At 46.0% G+C, this 18019-nt stretch carries 18 protein-coding genes and 1 pseudogene; 1 reads left to right on the top strand and 18 read right to left on the bottom strand.

What is annotated here, in order from left to right; all coding sequences use genetic code 11:
- Positions 1 to 255: 255 nt before the first annotated feature.
- The 8 genes from KOY49_RS05035 to gap all read right to left on the bottom strand — a co-directional run bounded on the left by KOY49_RS05035 (position 256) and on the right by gap (position 4710).
- Positions 256 to 378, bottom strand: coding sequence for a hypothetical protein (locus tag KOY49_RS05035; RefSeq protein ID WP_269802130.1), 123 nt, complete (start codon positions 376 to 378; stop codon positions 256 to 258).
- A complete protein-coding gene (locus KOY49_RS03160; protein WP_232735966.1) occupies positions 356 to 1171 on the bottom strand; it encodes a transketolase family protein in 816 nt (271 codons plus the stop codon). The genes KOY49_RS05035 and KOY49_RS03160 overlap by 23 nt, the downstream gene beginning before the upstream one ends.
- Positions 1172 to 1219: 48 nt before the next feature.
- Positions 1220 to 1993 (bottom strand): transketolase, encoded by a 774-nt coding sequence (locus tag KOY49_RS03165; protein WP_232735967.1) that lies wholly within the window; start codon positions 1991 to 1993, stop codon positions 1220 to 1222.
- 64 nt (positions 1994 to 2057) lie between these two features.
- Positions 2058 to 2315, bottom strand: coding sequence for a beta/alpha barrel domain-containing protein (locus KOY49_RS05040; RefSeq protein WP_269802184.1), 258 nt, complete (start codon positions 2313 to 2315; stop codon positions 2058 to 2060).
- A 52-nt stretch (positions 2316 to 2367) separates the two neighbouring features.
- Complete coding sequence (locus KOY49_RS05045) at positions 2368 to 2598, bottom strand: hypothetical protein (RefSeq protein ID WP_269802131.1); 231 nt, start codon at positions 2596 to 2598, stop codon at positions 2368 to 2370.
- Complete coding sequence (locus tag KOY49_RS03175) at positions 2558 to 2710, bottom strand: hypothetical protein (RefSeq protein ID WP_232735968.1); 153 nt, start codon at positions 2708 to 2710, stop codon at positions 2558 to 2560. Before KOY49_RS03175 ends, KOY49_RS05045 begins: the two co-directional genes overlap by 41 nt.
- Positions 2707 to 3159 carry an RpiB/LacA/LacB family sugar-phosphate isomerase gene (locus tag KOY49_RS03180; RefSeq protein WP_129631214.1) on the bottom strand — a complete coding sequence of 151 codons (453 nt, stop codon included), beginning with the start codon at positions 3157 to 3159 and terminating at the stop codon, positions 2707 to 2709. The genes KOY49_RS03175 and KOY49_RS03180 overlap by 4 nt, the downstream gene beginning before the upstream one ends.
- Before the next feature lie 528 nt (positions 3160 to 3687).
- A complete protein-coding gene (gene gap, locus KOY49_RS03185) occupies positions 3688 to 4710 on the bottom strand; it encodes a type I glyceraldehyde-3-phosphate dehydrogenase (protein ID WP_232735969.1) in 1023 nt (340 codons plus the stop codon).
- Positions 4711 to 4780: 70 nt separating this feature from the next.
- Between gap and KOY49_RS03190 the strand changes: the two genes are divergently transcribed.
- Positions 4781 to 6298, top strand: a complete 1518-nt coding sequence (locus KOY49_RS03190; protein WP_232735970.1) for a RelA/SpoT family protein — start codon at positions 4781 to 4783, stop codon at positions 6296 to 6298.
- Positions 6299 to 6465: 167 nt separating this feature from the next.
- On the opposite strand, the gene KOY49_RS03195 is transcribed toward KOY49_RS03190, so the two are convergent.
- The 10 genes and pseudogenes from KOY49_RS03195 to KOY49_RS03240 all read right to left on the bottom strand — a co-directional run bounded on the left by KOY49_RS03195 (position 6466) and on the right by KOY49_RS03240 (position 17947).
- Positions 6466 to 6999 carry an inorganic diphosphatase gene (locus tag KOY49_RS03195; RefSeq protein ID WP_232735971.1) on the bottom strand — a complete coding sequence of 178 codons (534 nt, stop codon included), beginning with the start codon at positions 6997 to 6999 and terminating at the stop codon, positions 6466 to 6468.
- A 3-nt stretch (positions 7000 to 7002) separates the two neighbouring features.
- Positions 7003 to 7935 carry an NAD(P)/FAD-dependent oxidoreductase gene (locus KOY49_RS03200; RefSeq protein WP_232735972.1) on the bottom strand — a complete coding sequence of 311 codons (933 nt, stop codon included), beginning with the start codon at positions 7933 to 7935 and terminating at the stop codon, positions 7003 to 7005.
- The gene (locus KOY49_RS03205; RefSeq protein ID WP_232735973.1) at positions 7928 to 8446 is read right to left on the bottom strand and encodes an FKBP-type peptidyl-prolyl cis-trans isomerase; all 519 of its coding nucleotides are present in this window, start codon (positions 8444 to 8446) and stop codon (positions 7928 to 7930) included. Before KOY49_RS03205 ends, KOY49_RS03200 begins: the two co-directional genes overlap by 8 nt.
- A gap of 231 nt (positions 8447 to 8677) precedes the next feature.
- Positions 8678 to 11206 carry a phenylalanine--tRNA ligase subunit beta gene (pheT, locus tag KOY49_RS03210; RefSeq protein WP_232735974.1) on the bottom strand — a complete coding sequence of 843 codons (2529 nt, stop codon included), beginning with the start codon at positions 11204 to 11206 and terminating at the stop codon, positions 8678 to 8680.
- 135 nt (positions 11207 to 11341) lie between these two features.
- The gene (locus KOY49_RS03215) at positions 11342 to 11998 is read right to left on the bottom strand and encodes a DNA alkylation repair protein (protein ID WP_232735975.1); all 657 of its coding nucleotides are present in this window, start codon (positions 11996 to 11998) and stop codon (positions 11342 to 11344) included.
- Positions 11988 to 12329, bottom strand: a complete 342-nt coding sequence (locus tag KOY49_RS03220) for an ASCH domain-containing protein (RefSeq protein WP_232735976.1) — start codon at positions 12327 to 12329, stop codon at positions 11988 to 11990. Before KOY49_RS03220 ends, KOY49_RS03215 begins: the two co-directional genes overlap by 11 nt.
- 18 nt (positions 12330 to 12347) lie before the next feature.
- Positions 12348 to 12981, bottom strand: a pseudogene (locus KOY49_RS03225) (ABC transporter ATP-binding protein).
- 22 nt (positions 12982 to 13003) lie between these two features.
- Positions 13004 to 13936, bottom strand: a complete 933-nt coding sequence (locus KOY49_RS03230) for an ABC transporter permease (RefSeq protein WP_232735977.1) — start codon at positions 13934 to 13936, stop codon at positions 13004 to 13006.
- Positions 13937 to 14237: 301 nt separating this feature from the next.
- Positions 14238 to 15620, bottom strand: coding sequence for an ABC transporter permease (locus tag KOY49_RS03235; RefSeq protein ID WP_232735978.1), 1383 nt, complete (start codon positions 15618 to 15620; stop codon positions 14238 to 14240).
- A 128-nt stretch (positions 15621 to 15748) separates the two neighbouring features.
- Positions 15749 to 17947 (bottom strand): ATP-binding protein, encoded by a 2199-nt coding sequence (locus KOY49_RS03240; protein WP_039327591.1) that lies wholly within the window; start codon positions 17945 to 17947, stop codon positions 15749 to 15751.
- Positions 17948 to 18019 lie beyond the last annotated feature (72 nt).

Raw genomic sequence — 18019 nt, forward strand, 5'->3', positions numbered from 1 at the left:
TGCGTGTGGCGCATTTTATGGGCATGTCGTTCTTGGCTATTATCGTGCTACTCTGTGTAGCATGGTGGTGTCTGGTAGCGTTCTTGGCGTACTACTGTGGCGCACTTGAATCTGCCGCGTTCGCTCTGGGGAGCACCTCACTCCCCGTACTCATCTACGGAATGAAACATCACCGTAGGTGACACACACCCGCCAGAACTTCACTCGCTTTGAGGTCTTTAATTAGATCTTGGCAGTAGCTCCTGGAGGGTTTTTTCACTGGAGAAAATCAACAACACTACGAACAATTGAATCAACATCCAAACCGTAAAACTTTTTCCACAATTCAGACATTTTACCCGACTCACCAAACGTATCATTGACACCAATTCGCTTCATCTTCACAGGCAGAATTCTCACTAAGAACTTCTGCCACGCTTGAGCCAAATCCACCAGCAATCTGCCCCTCTTCCGCCGTAATGACGGCTTGGCATTTTTGAGCCGCATCAAGTACAGTATCCTCGTCCAGCGGCTTGATCGTCGGAAAATGAATCACTTCCGCCTGAATGTCATATTCATTCGCGAGCTTTTCCGCCGCCAACAACAATTGATAAGTCATCACGCCAGTTCCAAACAAGGCAACATCTTTGCCGCGCCTCAACGTATAACTTTTTCCAATCTCAAAAGTAGATTGATTTAGGAATAGCGGCGTTTTTTCTCTTGGCAATCTTACGTAATTCGGGCGTTTATCTCCAGCCATTGCCGCCGCGATCAGCTTGGCTTCATTAGCATCACCGGGCGCCAAAACCACCATATTAGGCAAACTTCGCATCAGCGCAATATCTTCCAACATTTGATGCGTCGCACCGTCCGGACCAACATTTAACCCAGCATGAGAACCCACCAGCTTAACCGGCTGATTGTTCAGGCAAATAGTCGTGCGAATCTGCTCCCAATTGCGACCCGGACTAAACGCCGCATAACTGGCTGCAAACGGAATATTTCCCATAGCCGCCAGCCCAGACGCCACGGTAACCAAATTCTGCTCCGCCACGCCAACTTCAATTGCCCGCGGTTTCCCGATTTCCTCGTAAAACTTACCAAAGCCAACGCTCTCCATCAAATCCGCGCTCAGCGCCACCACCAAATTATTTTTCTTCGCAATATCCACCAAGCCTTCGCCAAAACCCATCCGAATTGCCGCAAAGCTCCGAATTCTGCCAATTCTCCATTAAGAAACTCATTCACCGCCTCCTTCACTCAATTGAGCAAGCGCCCGCTCCGCCTCCTCGGCGTTTGGAGATTTTCCATGCCAACGGTAATCATATTCCATAAAATCAACGCCACGACCAGGAATTGTATGCGCGATTATCACACTCGGCTGCCGAGAATTCTTCGCCTTATCAATCGCCTGAATTATCGCCAAATGATTATGTCCGTCAATTTCCTGCGCATCCCAGCCAAAACTTCGCCATTTATCCGCCAAATCCCCTAGCGGCATCACCTTTTCCGTATCGCCACCAATCTGAATATTATTTCTATCAACAATCGCAATCAAATTCGACAGATTATATTTTTTCGCAAACATCGCCGCTTCCCAAATATTCCCTTCATCCAGCTCGCCATCGCCCAAACTGCAGTAAACGAATCGCTCAGAATTGCCACCCAAATATTGCAATGAATACGCCATGCCGGCCGCCTGACTCAGACCACAGCCCAGAGGACCGCTAGTCGTTTCAATTCCCGCCAAACTGCCGCGTTCTGGATGACCTTGAAGCTTGGAGCCAAATTTTCGCAAATTAGCCAACTCTTTTTTGTCAAAAAATCCCCGCTCCGCCAGCGTGGCATATAAAAGTGGCGCATAATGACCATTGCTCATCACGAAAATATCCCGATCTTCCCAATTAGGATTCTCAGGATCTAGTCGCATGGCGTGAAAATACAAAACCGCCATAACATCAGCGAATCCCAAGCAGCCAGCAGAATGCCCCGAACCAGCCGCCGGATAGCTCACGAATAACAGACTTTCGCAATTGTTGCGATATTTTCTTCAATTTCCACTATTTGGTCAACATCCATTAAAGCACACTCGTTTTATTAATCTCCTGCTGCAATCTGGAGAAAATAGTGCGCGGATCTGACGATTTCTGAATAACGCCGCCAACATTCAAAACGTTAACGCCACCCTGAACCAAGCTGTACGCATTATCTACCGCCACTCCGCCATCCCAGCCGATTTCAACACTAGGATTAATAGCTTTAATAAGTCGTATTTTTTCTAGTTGCATCAAACTAGCAGTTCCGCCAAATCGCCCCAGCTCACCGCTAAAAATCATCACATGATCTGCTATTTTTATCAATTCCTCAACCGTTCGCGGAACCGTCGGCTTAAATAGCGCCCAACCCCGCCATAATTCCAGCTTGACGAATCTGCATAAGCGCAGTCTTCACATCTCCCGTCGCCTCCGCGTGAACAATAATCATATGAGGTCTTAAGGCAATCAACTTCGGAACATACTCAGCAACATCATTAACCATCGCATGAATATCAATCATCCAACCCTCCGGCGCCCACAATTCAGGAATGCCAACAGTCAAAGTCGGGAGCAAATTCACCATCAGAAATATCAATATGCACACGCTCAACAAAACCAGTTATTTTATCAACCTGCTCTTTATATTGTTCGGCATTTTCTGCCAAAATTGCTGGTGCGATTACAGAACTACTCATGACAATTCATCCAACTGCGCATTACGCCTATTAAATCGCGGAGCATTCGCGTAAGGAGTGTTCAGCCACGTTTCCACAATTCCTTTCCACGCCGATTCGTTATCTTCCAAAACTCGCGCCGGCAAACATAAAACATTTGAATCGTTATCTTGGCGCGTCATTTTTGCCTCGAAAGCATCCCAAATCACGCTGGCACGAATTCCCTTAAAGCGGTTCGCCGCCATACACATTCCTTGACCGCCGCCGCAAATTAATATCGCACGCGGATCTTTACTATCATCACCAATGACCTTCAACGCCGCCGCCTGCGCGAATTGCGGAAAATCGTCATCAGGATTTAATTCTACACCGCCGACGTCTTGAACGTCATAGCCATTCTTAACCAAATAGGCAAAAACTTTTTCCTTCAACATAAAGCCGCGATGGTCAGATCCGAGGTAGATTTTCATAATTTTAGTATAAGCGTTTTCGGTGATTTTTGCAAGGAAAAGTTAGGTATTTTATCAGAGGTAGAGGATGGCTATTTGACAAAGAGTATTGACATTTTGTGGCTGGTATGATATAAATAGATTAGCTTTTGCTCAGAGTTTCGCCTTAGGGCGGAAGTCGCCCTTTAGCTTTGAGCTTCACCTTTTGAGAGGAGGTGAAAAAATGAAGGTAAAGTTCAATCTCCGTGATGGCCAGACGATCGCCACCAAAGTCACGGTACGGCATCATGAACACTAGAGCTCCTGCAGAAGATTACCTGTCCAGAGCCCTAGGATCAGCGCGCAGAAACATCCGTCGTGGAACATCGAAATAGCAGTAAGAATCTTTCCTGATCAAGGCGACCGCCATTCTGAAGATCAACATCAAGAGTTGACGTGACTCCGCGCCAGCAGAAGGCGCGCTAAAATAAATATTCTGTAAAACCGCCGCAAATCCCGGCGTCCCCGCACTGTCATAGTGCGGGGTTATTTCCTTTTTGGAAGATGGCCTTATTCACTCTTTTTCAGATAATACGCCACATCCGCCACCAGTTCAACCAGCCGGTTCGAATAGCCCCATTCATTATCATACCAGACCATAACCTTGATCAAATTACCACCAACTACCTTCGTCAACGGAAGATCGACAATCCCAGAATATGAATTGCCAATGAAGTCGCGGCTCACCAAAGGCTCCTCAGAAACACCCAAAATGCCTTGATAGAAATTACTCTGGGCGGCTTTTTTGAACGCGTCATTTACCTGCTCGACAGTCACATCTTTCCTGAGAAGCGCCGTCACGTCGCTAAGCGACACCACTGGAGTCGGTACGCGCACGCTAAGTCCGTCAAATTTTCCAGTTAGCTGCGGCAAGGTTTTAGTCACAGCAATTGCGGCGCCAGTCGTAGTCGGGACAATGTTTTCGGCAGCGTTGCGACCTTCTCTAAGATCCTTGGATGGCGCATCCTGAAGCTTTTGGCTAGCCGTATAACTATGCACCGTCGTTAGCATTGACTTTTCAACACCAAACTCCGCGTCCAAAATCGCCATAACCGCACCCAAAGAATTGGTCGTACAACTAGCATTAGACACGATTGGCGTCGCGTTTTTTACCTTGTCATCGTTAGTTCCCAAAACAATCGTATCGACTCCCTCAGACTTCGTCGGACCACTGATAACCACACGCTTTGCGCCAGCCGTTAAGTGCTTGCTCGCGCCATCTTTATCGGTGAAAAATCCCGTCGATTCAATCACCACATCAATTCCCAAATCTCGCCACGGCAGATTTTCTGGATCTTTCTCAGCCAGCACCTTAACCGACTTGCCCTCAATAATCAGCTCGTTTTCCGTAAAATCAACTTGACGTCCGTACTCGCCGTAATTGCTATCATGCTTCAACAAATACGCCAAAGTTTTCGTGTCAGTCAAATCATTGATCGCGACAATTTCCAAGTCGCTTCGCTCGTTCGCAATCTTAAACGCATTGCGTCCGATTCGCCCGAAGCCGTTAATTGCTATTCTCGTTACAGCCATATCGCCCTCCCTGTTAGATATTTTCGCTTTAGCTTTTCTTAATTATACTACAAAGTTGTATAATATAAACATGACGCGCGAAGAGTTATTGTCAATTGCTAAGCAAAAATACGACGAAGTGCCAGTATTGGTTTTGGCGAGCGCAATCGATTACGCCACGGAAAAGCACGCTGGACAAAAGCGCAAAAGTGGCGAACCGTACATTAATCACCCATTGGCAGTGGCGGGAATTCTGATTGAATGGGGCATGGATATTGATACGGTCGTGGCGGGAGTTCTGCACGACACCGTTGAAGATACTGACGCAACTTTAGACGATTTGGAAAGTTTGTTTGGACGCGATGTGGCGTTTCTGGTGGATGGCGTAACTAAAGTTTCACAAGCTCGCGCCGGGATGCGAAATTTGGATAGTTATTTGCCACACACGAAGGACAATTTGACCAAGTTGATGATTGCCGTGGGCGAAGATGTGCGCGTGATAATTATCAAGCTAGCCGACCGCCTGCACAATATGCGAACGCTGCAATTTATGACGCCAGAAAAGCAGAAAAAAATTGCCAGAGAGACAATTGAGGTTTTTGCGCCGCTGGCCGACCGCTTAAATATGGGACGAGTTCGCGTTCAATTGGAAGAGCTGAGTTTTAGATATTTGATGCCGAAAGCTTTTCAGGAAACCAAAAATTTGATGGACAGTCGACTGAAAAAATCGCAACGAAAATTGGATCACGTTCGCCGCGAAGTTGAAGCGCGACTGAAGGCGGAAAAGCTAGTTTTCCAGATGGACGGACGCGTTAAGAGCGTTTATAGCCTGTTTAAGAAATTGGACAAAGTTGGCGATATTGATAAGATTTATGATTTGATTGCCCTGAGGATAATTGTCGACGATTTATCAACTGGATATTTGGTTCTGGGAATTTTACACGATATGTATCAGCCGATGTACGAGAGGATTAAAGATTACGTTGCCAATCCAAAGCCGAATGGCTATCAAAGTCTGCACACAACCGTGCAAACTCCGAGCGGACAAATTGTCGAGTTCCAGATTCGAACCAAAGAAATGCACGAATACGCCGAGCGTGGATTAGCCGCCAGCTTCCACTATAATGAGCAAAAATTGACCGACGCCTATAAAAAAGGAAAAATCGGAACTATGCCAGCCGATTTATCGTGGATTCGCGAACTTCAGGAAGCCGCCGCTTTAATTAGCGAAGGAAAGCGATTCGACTCCAACAAATTCCGAATGAAGCTGTTTTCTGATAGGATTTTCGTGTACTCACCAAAGGGCGACATTTATGATTTGCCTCGCGGAGCATTTCCCTTGGATTATGCCTACCGAATTCACTCCGACATCGCAGCCCGCGCAAGTGGATTTAAGATCAATGGCGTAATGAAGCCGTTCAATTACAAATTACAGCACGGCGACACAATTGAAGTTTTAACAAGCAAATCAGCTCGTCCAAAACCAGATTGGCGGGACGTCATAATTACACCACACGCCAAAGATAAATTACGCTTACAATTATCCCGCTCAAACGGCATCTTACAACAATTAACTGGCGGCGTTTCCTCGCTCTTTCGACATCGATAATCAACGGTACAATCTTGTAGGCGGAATATAAAAAACAATATCACCCTCATCTCAGGGGCCGTGACGGGCGCGAAAGCCCCGTCAGCCGAACGCCACAGGCTGACCGTAGGTCACCTGTAAAGAGTACTCTGAGTGAGGTGTGATATTGTTTTGTTGCGTCGATACTCTTACGCTTGCTCGTTCCAACGAGTAATTGACTCGCGGATAATTTGCTTTGCCCTTTCTACGTCGCCGAATCCCTTAACTACAGTTGAACCAGGCTTCTTCAAATCCTTGTAGTGATTGAAGTGGTGCTCAATTTGCTTCAACAATTGTGAAGGTAGATCTTCTAGTGAGTTGATTGCGTTGCCAGTGTTTCGGTCGTCGGCTGGCACAACGATAACCTTGTCGTCAACTTCATTATCATCAACAAACTCCAACACGCCGATAACTTTTGCTTCCATAAAAATACCAGTCGTCAACGGTTCGTCGGTGATAATTAGCGCGTCCAATTCGTCGCCATCTTCATCCAAAGTCTGTGGAATGAAACCGTAGTTTGTTGGCTTTGCAAAAATAGCTGGCTCAACACGGTCCAACTGCATCACTGCAAGCTCGCGGTTCCACTCAATTTTATGACTTGATCCCTGTGGAATCTCAACAACTACATTTACGATGCCATTTTCGACATCACCAGGTGTTAAAATTTGATTAAAATCTGCCATTTTTTACTCCTCTCTGGCTTTTTCTTGTAAATATTCACGAATCTGCAGCGCTGCCACCGCACCTTCACCAACCGCCGAAGCGATTTGCATAGTTGCCCCCGAGCGTACATCGCCAGAAGCAAAAACGCCAGGAATATTAGTGTGCAGATGTTCGTCAGTAATGATGTGTCCGCCCAAATCCAACTCAACATCCGAATTTGCCAGGAATTGTGTGTTCGGAATTAGCCCGATAAACACAAACAATCCATCAGCAGTAAATTCTTTCTGCTCGCCGTTCTGGGTCGATTTAACGCCGTAAAACTTATCGTCCTTGACAATAATTTCATCAGTCGTTGCACCGACATGAACGGTAATTTTTCCATCATCGACATACTTCTGCAAATCTTTTTGCAAAATATCACTGGCGCGCAATTTACTGCGAACCAACAGATCAATATGACTAGCATATCGCGTCAAAAATATCGCCTCCTGCACCGCTGAGTTTCCGCCGCCAACAACGATTAGATTTTTATCACGATAAAACGCACCGTCACAAGTCGCACAGTAATGCACGCCTCGACCATATAATTCATCTTCGCCCGGAACGCCTAATTTGCGATGATTCGAGCCAGTAGCTAGCAAAACTGACTTCGCGTGAACAGATTGACCGTCAATCGTCAACTCCAACTCACCGTCAACTTGCTTCAATTCCATCACGTCGCCATACTCAATCTTCGCGCCGAATCGCTCCGCCTGTTGTTGCAATTCAGATGCCAATTTCATTCCCGTAACGCCCTCAGCAAATCCAGGATAATTGTCAATTTGATCAGTAATCGCCGCCATTCCGCCGACCACGCCACGCTCATATAACGTCGTGTCGACATCTTCGCGCGACAAGTAAATTGCCGCCGTTAACGCGCTTGGACCAGCGCCAACAATAATAACATCTTTAGACATTAAAACCTCGCGATCGATAATATTGCTTCATCACTTCTGGCATTTCCGGCTCTGGAATATCGGCTGGCTTTTCAATAGCCATCACCACAAACTTAAGCGGAGAATTTGCAGGAATTTTATCACCCTGAGCCTTGTCGCCATAAGCCTTATCGGCTGGAATTGTTAGTTCGCGCACGCCGCCAATTTTCATACCAATCAAACCCTCTTTCCAGCCCTGAATAACCGCAGTATTTGCCGGACCATCCATATTGAGCGGAGCTTTCAATTTGCCGTCAGCAATCGATTGATCGAAAATCTCACCCTTAGCATTCCAGCCAATGTAATAAACAGCCAACTTAGTGTCGTCCTTAACTTCAGCACCTTCGCCCTCAACCAAATCTTCCTTAACAAGCTCTTTCACGTCACCGGCCTCAAACGCACCAACTCGCGAGCTAAACTCAGAAAACTTGCCGTAATATTTTTGACTCAATTCATTAGCCTGAGCTTCTACTTTCTTTTGAAGTCGCAACAATAACCGTGGCGTACTCAGACTGAGCTTGGCGTAAACGCGGCGTAGTCTTGGTGGGAATCATTGCCAGGAAGCTACCACCATAGCGACAAATCCGCCAAGCGCGCCCGCCAAAAACATCTTATGCCGGCAATAATCCCAAAGACCGGAAGCTCTGGCCTTGGATACCTGCGCGATATTCCTCCTTTATTTACCTTTCAATTATAGCAATTTTTATCAAGCGCAACAATCACGTTAAACCTGAGCGGCGTCAAATTCTTCCGCAGCCATCGCGGCAATCTCCTCAATAATCGGCGCAATGTCTTTATCTTCCAACGTTCGCTCGGCACTCGTAAGCTTTACATTCAAAGTTACAGTTTTTGTCGAATCGTCATTTTTTGGCTGATATATCGCAATCGGCGTTATGTTAATTTGTAACTCACCGTGTTTTTTTGCAACTTCTTCAGCACAAGCATAAACCTTCGCATAATCAACATTCGAATCCATTTTCAATGAAATGTCTCTGGCAGTCGATGGAAAACGGCTTAACGGCTGGTAATTATAGTCCTGATTTTTACTCAGATTTTCCTGCAATTTTTCAATGTCAATAGAAAACGCCGCGGTGTAATCTGGCAATTTGAAATTACGTCGAGCAGATGAAACCAGCTCGCCAACAATCCCCAAATTGTCGCCGTTCTTCGCCACAATCCAAGCGCTGCGTTTCGCGTCAAATGGCGCTGGAACATCGCTGTCAGATTCCGCAATCTTCACAAAATCAACCTCAACACTCAAATCTTTCATCAGCCTTTCAGCAATTTTCCTCACCTTATAAAACGGCGCGCCAGCTTGAGGTTTTTTATTCGCATAAACTCCGTCAATGAAAGTCTTTTCAATCGGCAAATTCTCATCGTTAAATCCTAATTTCTTATCGTGAATTTTGCCAATTTCAAACAGCATAAATTCGTCATGCCCAGATTTTATATTGGCGTGAACTTTATCCAGCAAACTCGGCAAAATGCTAATTCGGTAATATTGCAAGTCTGGACTAAGTGCATTACTCAAGCGATACGCACGGCTCGGATCTTGCTCGGAATTTTTCAAAACGCGCTCATGAACAAAGCTATATGTCAAAACTTCGTTCGCTCCAGCTCGCGACAAACTTTGGCGAATTCTCTGTTTCAATTCACGACGCTTATTCTTCAAAGCAGGCTTAATGCTTCGCTCTGGCAAATGACGAGGCAATCTATCAAAACCATACAGTCGCCCAACTTCCTCAACGACATCCTCAGGAAGCTCAATATCTGTTCGCCAAAATGGACTGTAAACCATCACGCCAGCTTCGCCATATTTATTACCATCGTCAACGATAAATTCAACATTCTTTAGTAGTGTCTCAATCTCATTCTCGGCAAAATCAACACCCAGACGTTCTTCGACAAACCTTTTAGGAATCAACAATCCACCGTGCCAGTGCTTACCATCGACCAACACTTGTCGCAATGAAGAATGATTCTTAAATAGCATAGGACTAGCTTGAACACCACCAACTGCACCCCACCAACCATACCCATCAACTGCTTTAACACAGCAGCAATTTGGAGCTGGCGACTGCCCCTTGTTAAAACGCGTCAACGCATCGGTAAAAATACCGTGACGCATAGCTGTGCGACGCAGCGCATACATATCAAAATTAGCACATTCAAGGACAATATTCTTAGTATCACCCGAAACCTCAGTGTCAACACCACCCATAATTCCAGCCAAACCAATCACACCCTCGCCATCAACAATCACAATATCGCCAGACGTCAACTCATATTCCTTGCCATTAAGCAAACCAACTTTCTCGCCATCACGAGCCATTCGCACCCCAAGTTTATGCCCGCGCAACTTGTCATAATCATAAGCGTGAGTCGGCTGTGCCGTCATAAACATCACGTAATTTGTCGCGTCAACGATATTATTGATAGGCTTTCCGCCCATCGCCACCAATTGACATTGCAACCACAACGGACTTGAATGAATATCTACATTTTTTATAGCAATCACAGAGAATGCGGGCGCAAGCTCATTAGCTTCATTAAACACTTCAAGCTCTAAGCCATCGCTATCTGCGAATTCTTGAATAGCATTATACCAGTCAGGACTATTAAACTGCTGATGAAAAATGCCAGCAATTTCGCGCGCCACACCGAGTTGCCCAAAACAATCCGGCCTGTGCGTAAACATCTTATTCTCAATTTCCAGCACGTAATCGTCCAGCCCAAACACTTCCGCAAAACTTGCGCCAGCCTGAAGTGTAACGCCCGCCGGAATATCACGCTCATTGATCTCAATAATTCCCTCGTGATCCGTACCAATCGCCAGCTCGTCAGCCGCCGCCAACATACCCTGACTTAAGATTCCACGTAGCGGTCGCGCATCCAGCACGAACGGCTCGGCGTCATCAAAACTTGCTGGGACGATGCTTTTTGGCGGCAACCAAATTGCCCACATATCAGCATGAACATTCGGCGCACCGCAAACCACTTGCACATAACCATTGTCATCCCTTGGAACGTCCGCTACGCCACCATCGTCAATTTTAGTCACGCTCAAACGATCCGCATTCGGATGCTTTTCGCACTCAACAACCCGCACAATGCGCGCGCCACCATATTTGGCTTTCAGGTCAATCACTTCCTCAACACCACCAAGCTGCTGATTGACACGCGACACCAGCTCATCAACTGGCGGCAACTCAAAATTAATCAATTGTTTTATAAGATTTAAGCTAACTTTCATACTAGTTACTAGTATACCATCTTATCTATAACTATTCGACTTTTGTAAAGCCAAGCCGCAGGTCGGTAATTATTGGAAATATTCTTTTGCTTTATATTTGGCAATGATATCCTGCTGCTCAGGCGTAAATCGCCGCTATTCGCGCATTTTTTGGTAAGCTTTGTTGCGCGTCCAAGCGTCGATGTGCCCGTTTCCTAATTCAGCCAGCGTCAGCTCAAAAAACTGCACCGCCGCCGTAGCGTACAGCCAAGCCAACGCCATTTTGACATAGTAGCCGTCGTGGGTGATATTTCGCAGTGCGGCAAAAACTTGATCAACATGCAATTCATCCAAAAAATTAGTCATCAAAGAAACCACACCGTAGCGTACCGTCAATTCAGCTTCGCTTTGCAAATATTTCAGCGCAAAATCCCACCACGACTCACCAGCAAACCGCCGCTTTTTATCGACAAACACATCAATGTGTGCCCATGAATCAACGCGTGGTAAATATTGCTTGGTCAAATCAATCGCCGTCTGATCATCGAGCCGAGCGTGCGTAATCAGCAATCCACACAGCAGCACGTAGTCGAAAGATTGGTTCTTCTCTGCTAGCAAATTGCGAATATCCGCTGCACTCATATCAGGCACCAGCTCCCTCGCCAGCCGCCGCAAATCCGGCACCCGCACACCAACGACAGGCATATCGGTATTGACGATACGCTTATTAAAGGCGGCATACGTCTCGTTACCCTCAGCGAGCTCCGCCAACTTCATTACAATATCATCATGCATATTGCCGCTAGCTTTCATGATCAAACTCGATCCCTAAAACTCCGTATCGTTCCTGGTCTGCTGCAGAATAGAACTCGTTAATCTGATTTTCCAGCCATTCAACACTTTCACCGCCAAACTTAAGCAGGTCATTATGAGAAAACAGATCATGAAACGTCGCGTAACGCAGCAACCCAACCACCGTCGCAGTCATGGTTTGCTCGGGGTTCGTGCGGTTAATAAAAATAATCCGATCCCCAATCTGGATTTTCTGTCGTTTAGCGTCATATAGTCGCGACTCGATAGTCTTATTGCCAGAAATAATAGCGTTAAACGGCTCAGAGTGAAGGCTAAGTTTATGCGTAGTCATACCAATATTATACCAGCATCACCCCTTCAGCTTCTTGTCCTTCAACGTCAGCACCACGTCTGCCTCTTTGGCTAGCTGCTTGCTATGGGTGACGACGATGACGCATTTGTCATTTTCGGTGGGCGGCTTGGCGCAGGATGTCGATGATGTCGGCGGCGGTGGTTTCGTCCAGGTTGCCAGTCGGCTCGTCTGCCAAGATAATCGGTGCGGAGGATACCAGCGCTCGACCGATCGCCACACGCTGTTGCTGGCCGCCGGAAAGTTTCATGACGTTGCGGTGAATGTGATCGTCGTCCAAGCCCATGGAGTGCAACGTTTCGTTGGTGGCCTTGGAATTAACCAATTTCAAGTTTTCCAGCGGCGTCAGATAATCGATCAGATTATAATTCTGAAACACCAGCGAGATATTGTGCTTGCGATGATGCGAATAACCCTGCTCGGCGATGTCTTCATCGTCGAACAAAATCTGCCCGCCGGTCGGTGTGTCCAGCCCCGCCAGCAGCCCCAGCAGTGTCGATTTACCAGCACCAGAACTACCGACGTTGGCTTAGGAACTTGCCTTTTCAAATTGATAATTGATACCGTTCAGCACATCAAGAAAACCGCCAGCGTATGAATAACAGATAATATCGCGTAAAGTAAGCATTGACATGATAACTCCTAACTTAAGTTTGCTAAAAATTGCTGTCATGATTGGCGCACGATTGGCGCGGTGCGGCAGCGATGGCTAATAGCAGAACGACCACGTAGCCAAAGGCGAAAGCCTGCAAGTAGGTCGCCGGTGGCGCAGCTTGCACCGCAGTCTTTTCTGTGCGCTGGTTTGGTCCGGTTTGCGCTGTCAGGGCAGTAGAAATTTGCGATGAGGCGACCGAGCCGATGGCGGCCGCGAACACCGAGCCTAGCCTCAGAGCGATAATCGCCAGCTCCGCCCAAGAATTGCCCGATAATCTGCCCTTTGACGTGCCGATGGACAGCAAGATGCCAATTTCATGCAAGCGGCCGCGCGCCCAGAACACTAGCACCAGCGGCAGCACCGCCAATCCTGCCGCGGCTGCGCAAATGGTAGCAATCGTCAAAATGTTTTGAATACCAGCTATATTTTGGAGAACCCCGGCAAACACGGCCCCGTTGTCAGTCCAGGCTAAATTTTTCCAATCGACGTTTGGTAGGCTTTTAGCGCGGTCCGTTAACGACTTCAACTGGTGCGGATTTACCGGCGAAATATGTCGCTCGGTCAGCTGCTGGCTACCTGTCAGCTGCTGCGCTGCAGCCAAGTTGGTGATGAGATGATTCTCCGCCATGTCGGACTGCAAGACCGCTGGCTTTTCGCCTTTGCCGCTGAAGATGCCCATGACAGTCACCGTCACCCGCCGGCCGTCTTTGGTAATGTCCAGCTTGTCGCCTGGCTTGATGTCATTTTTCTCAGCAAACGTTTTGTGAACCAGCGCCGCGTTTTGATCGTTCGCCCCCAGATGCTTACCCTGCTCTAGTTGGTAAAATCGACCGGTGAATTCGCCGAGCAAATTGCTCTGTGTCGCTCCCGTAACTTTTGCTTCGCCAGCCACATTAGCGTCCAGCTGCACGCCGCTGCCTGCCGTGTCGATCAATTGTTTGCCTTATTGTCCAGTAACCCAGCTTTCTGGGAATAGTTCACCTTGCGCTACACGTTCTCTGGGGCTCAATTCAGCTGCACCCGCTGCAACTCCACCCATGTGTTTAACAGTTCTAACAGGCTCCGCGTTTTCCTCTGCGAGTTTTGCATAATACTCAGCCTATCGTCTGCTACACCCTCAGCGCACCAATCATCAGCGTGAAAATCAGCGTCATGATTAGGGCGATGGTCAGGCTGCGACGCCGTTTGCGCGTCACAGCCGTCCAGGCTCGTTTGATAATTGTCATCATTCGCCCCTAGTCCACTTCAGTTAGTAATTCTTTTGGCGTTGATTGGGTAATCGGCCGCGAAGCCAGTAGCACTGCGATGATAATCACCGCCAGTCCAGCGCCCCACACCGCCAGCAGATCCGTTGGTTGCACGCCAACCGTCACCTTTTCTAACGTGCGCGATGACGTCACCGAGTCAGCGTCAGCACCGAGCGACGCACCGTTCAAGGAACTGCCAGCTTGACGTGTGGCATTCTGTGCCGCCTGCGACACCACATGGTCACCCATTTGTTGTGCGATCAGCCCTGCGGTAAAGTACGACGCACCGAAACTCAGCACCGCGATCATCACTAGCTCAGCGATGTATTGCAACACAATCTTTGACTGCGGCACGCCCGTCGCCAAGAGCACGCCCGCCTCGCGCTTGCGCTCGTTCATCCACAAGTACAGCACCATGCCGATCACCGCGACGCTGACCAGCGCCGTCGCCCACAGCATACCGTCGATCAAGCCGTACACGCCGTTCACCGCGCCAGTCACGCCAGCCAGCTCCTGGCTGTTCTTATTCAACTGGTACTTTTGCCAATTGACCGGCAATTTATTTGCCCGCGCCATCACCTCATCCAACTGCTTGGTGCCCTTGGTAAAGAACGTAGCGTCCTGGTAAATCTCATTTTGCTCGGTATAGGCATTCAACTGGCGAGTTGTCGCGAGGTCAGTCAAGAACAAATTCTCGAACAACTCCACCTGATAGGTCGCCTGCTTTGGGTTTTTGCCATTAAATATACCGACGATTTCTACCTCAACCTCATCTTTGGATGGATGCTCGTTGTCGGTGTCGTATTGATTGGCCTTCAACTTAATTTTACTGCCAAGCTTCAAGTTGTTAGCCTTGGCAAAGTCTTCGTGCACCAAAATCTTGCGCGAATCGTTCTCGGTGATGTGCCGACCAGCGATGAGCTTGAGCGACTCAGCCCGGAACTTTTTCTCGGACTCAGATTTATTGACGCCGATGATTGTGGCGGCGTTGCCAAATTGCTTGTCTTTCTGGGCATCATAGCCGCTGCCACCGCTCGGTAGTGGCACCAGCTTGGTATTGATAAAATCGACCGTGGCGTTCTGGCGCTTGACATAGTCCGTCACGCCCTCCAGGTTCTTCACCGCGTCGATGTCTTTGTTCGACACCGTTCCCGAGCCGCGGGCCGTTCCCGGATTGGTGCGCTGATTATTGCCCAGCGTGAAGCCGGCCTTGAGCGTTTTGTCGAGCGACTGCGCTGCCGCGTCGGTCGAATGCTTAATGACAAATCCACTCAGCATAATCGTCGACATACACAGCAAAATCGCCAGCAAAATCAGCGTTTTGAGTTTTTTCCTGGTGATATACAACCAGGCACGTTGTATAAATGACATAGATCTCCTTTCTTGGTTCTATGTCAGTGCAGTAGGGGTGTGTGAAGGGAATGTGAAATGGAGATCTGTCTAACTCTGGGTAATTCTACTAACTCTAGAAAACGGTTATCATCATCTTAATATAGAGGCTATGAAGAGATTTTTTTAACTCTCCGATATAAATTAATCAATTCATTGATATCCATATCAACAAGAGGTTCATACATAAAAGCATTAAGGTGTATATTTTCTGGGGTCATAATATTTACCTCATCAATCACTTTCACAGTATCGTTACTGCACTTAGTCTGTTTAAATGCATCAGAGAGGCTCCTCGTTTGATTTTTCTGAGCCTCCAATTGATCAAGAAATTCTTGTGAAGAGCCGCTTTCTGACCCTTCACGACCCCAAGATATTTGACCGCTATATTCTTTTAACTTACGCTTCATATATTCTTCCGCTCTATGTCTAATTGCAATAGCCAGAATGATTTTATATTCAAGTAAGGATTTTTCGATGGTTATTGTTTCAGCTTCTGTGTAAATTGCGTCGACTATTGGAGTGTCTGTATTGATATTTATAAAATCACTCCTACCTAAGTGTCTCTCGTAGATGTCTTTAAGTGACTGAAATGTTATGTCAGATGTTTCTTCTTTATTATGTAACAATTTAGTTAACTCACCGTAATCTGCATCGTCTTTCCCTTTAGTATATTCAATTAGATTGCGCACTGCGGGAATAAGCGCAATTACATGAGCGAGCGTCATATTGTCCTTCCAGTGGTCAATTGGATTTCTCTGATAAAATTCTTTTCTCAATATAACCTCGCCATTGTTCAGCTCTGCGTGCAAATGAGCGTATCTAGGTAAGCCAAGTCGACTAGTAATCGTTCTATAGAAATCAAAATTATGCGACAAGATAATGAGCTTAAAATTTTTGCAATTTGCCATTTCATATAAATATTCAACAATTGCATACTTATTTTTATAGTCAAAAGAATCAGCAATATCATCAACTACTAGTAAAACTTCTTTGTCTGTTCCTGCTAAATCTTTCTTCATTTTCTCAATATCAAAAATAATATTTAGCAGATATAAGGATCTCTTCTCTCCTTGGCTTAGAGTGTCCTTGATTTCAAGCTCTCCTCTACTGATAGTTTGCTGCCGACCATCTCTAGTAAATACAAACTCTACCTGTGGAATATTCTCACCCATAATAGCACTTGTTCCGTTGGCAATTTTCATTTTATACGGCACCGTAAATCGTTCTTCAAAAATTCTTAGCGCTTCTCCCCAGCGTGTCTTTTCTGGATCTATGCCACCAATCTCATGCCGAAGACTATTCCACTTATCTTTAAGGTTGCTAAACGTGGTATTATCTTTCATATAAGATAGCCATAATTGCCTACGTAGATCTTTAAGCTTAGACTCCTTTAGATACTGCACTACATCAGGGTTATTCTCTATAACTCTTCTTAGTACACCACCTTTAGCTGTTTTCAAATCTTTCTCTATATCAGTAAAGGCCTTGCTTTGCTTAATCTCTTGTTCAATTCCCTTTACTACATCACTAAAATCTTCAGTTGTACGTATTTCTTCCTCGCCAAAAAGTTTTACAAGATTATCGTTTACGAAAAATCCATTATCTTTCAGTGATTTCTCGACATTTTTAAGTTCAGACAGACTAAAAATACCCTTCTTTAAAAAACCATGTCGTTCATAAATCTCATTACTAGTTTTACAGAATTCTTCAATATTTTCTTGAAACCCTTTTTTCTTAATATATCCCAGTGTAGTATTATCAAAAATATCCGAATATTTAATTTCCGAAAAATCAATTCCTATACGTCCCTGTATAAGTTCCAACCCCAGTAAGATACTGCCATCCAGATCAAAATCTTTTACGATCTTTGGCTCTAGCTCACGTACATTCACGCCTTGTATAACTTTTTTAATTTTAAGACCAGAAGCTTTTTCTAAATCTTTCAATAAGTCGCTTTTTAGCTTGATAACATCTGATATCTTTTCCTTTATAGATTCATCTACCAATAGATCGGCAAGATTACCTGACTGATAAGAGGCCTCAAAGCTTTTTATCACGAAAACATCTTCTTCTGAAATATCTTTTCCATCGATGGTTATTTTTGCTTCTCCTGGGATATCAAAAATCTCATCTCTAATTTCTTTTTGCTTTTTATCTTGTATCTTTTTGAAAGTCTTAGCAAATGATGTTTTCATTAAGCCATTTTTCGCATAAATGGCAATTACACTAGTGTCAGAGAAAGTAAATTCACTTTCCAACTTTTGAATCCCGTAGCAATTAACTAAATCACATTTTATTTTTTCCATTTTATCCCCTCATTTTATATCTTACTTCACTTTCTTGTTTTCTTTAATAAGATTCGTGGGGCAAGCCATATT

This window comes from Candidatus Minimicrobia vallesae (assembly GCF_018866205.1).
GTDB classification, from domain to species: domain Bacteria; phylum Patescibacteriota; class Saccharimonadia; order Saccharimonadales; family Saccharimonadaceae; genus Nanosynbacter; species Nanosynbacter vallesae.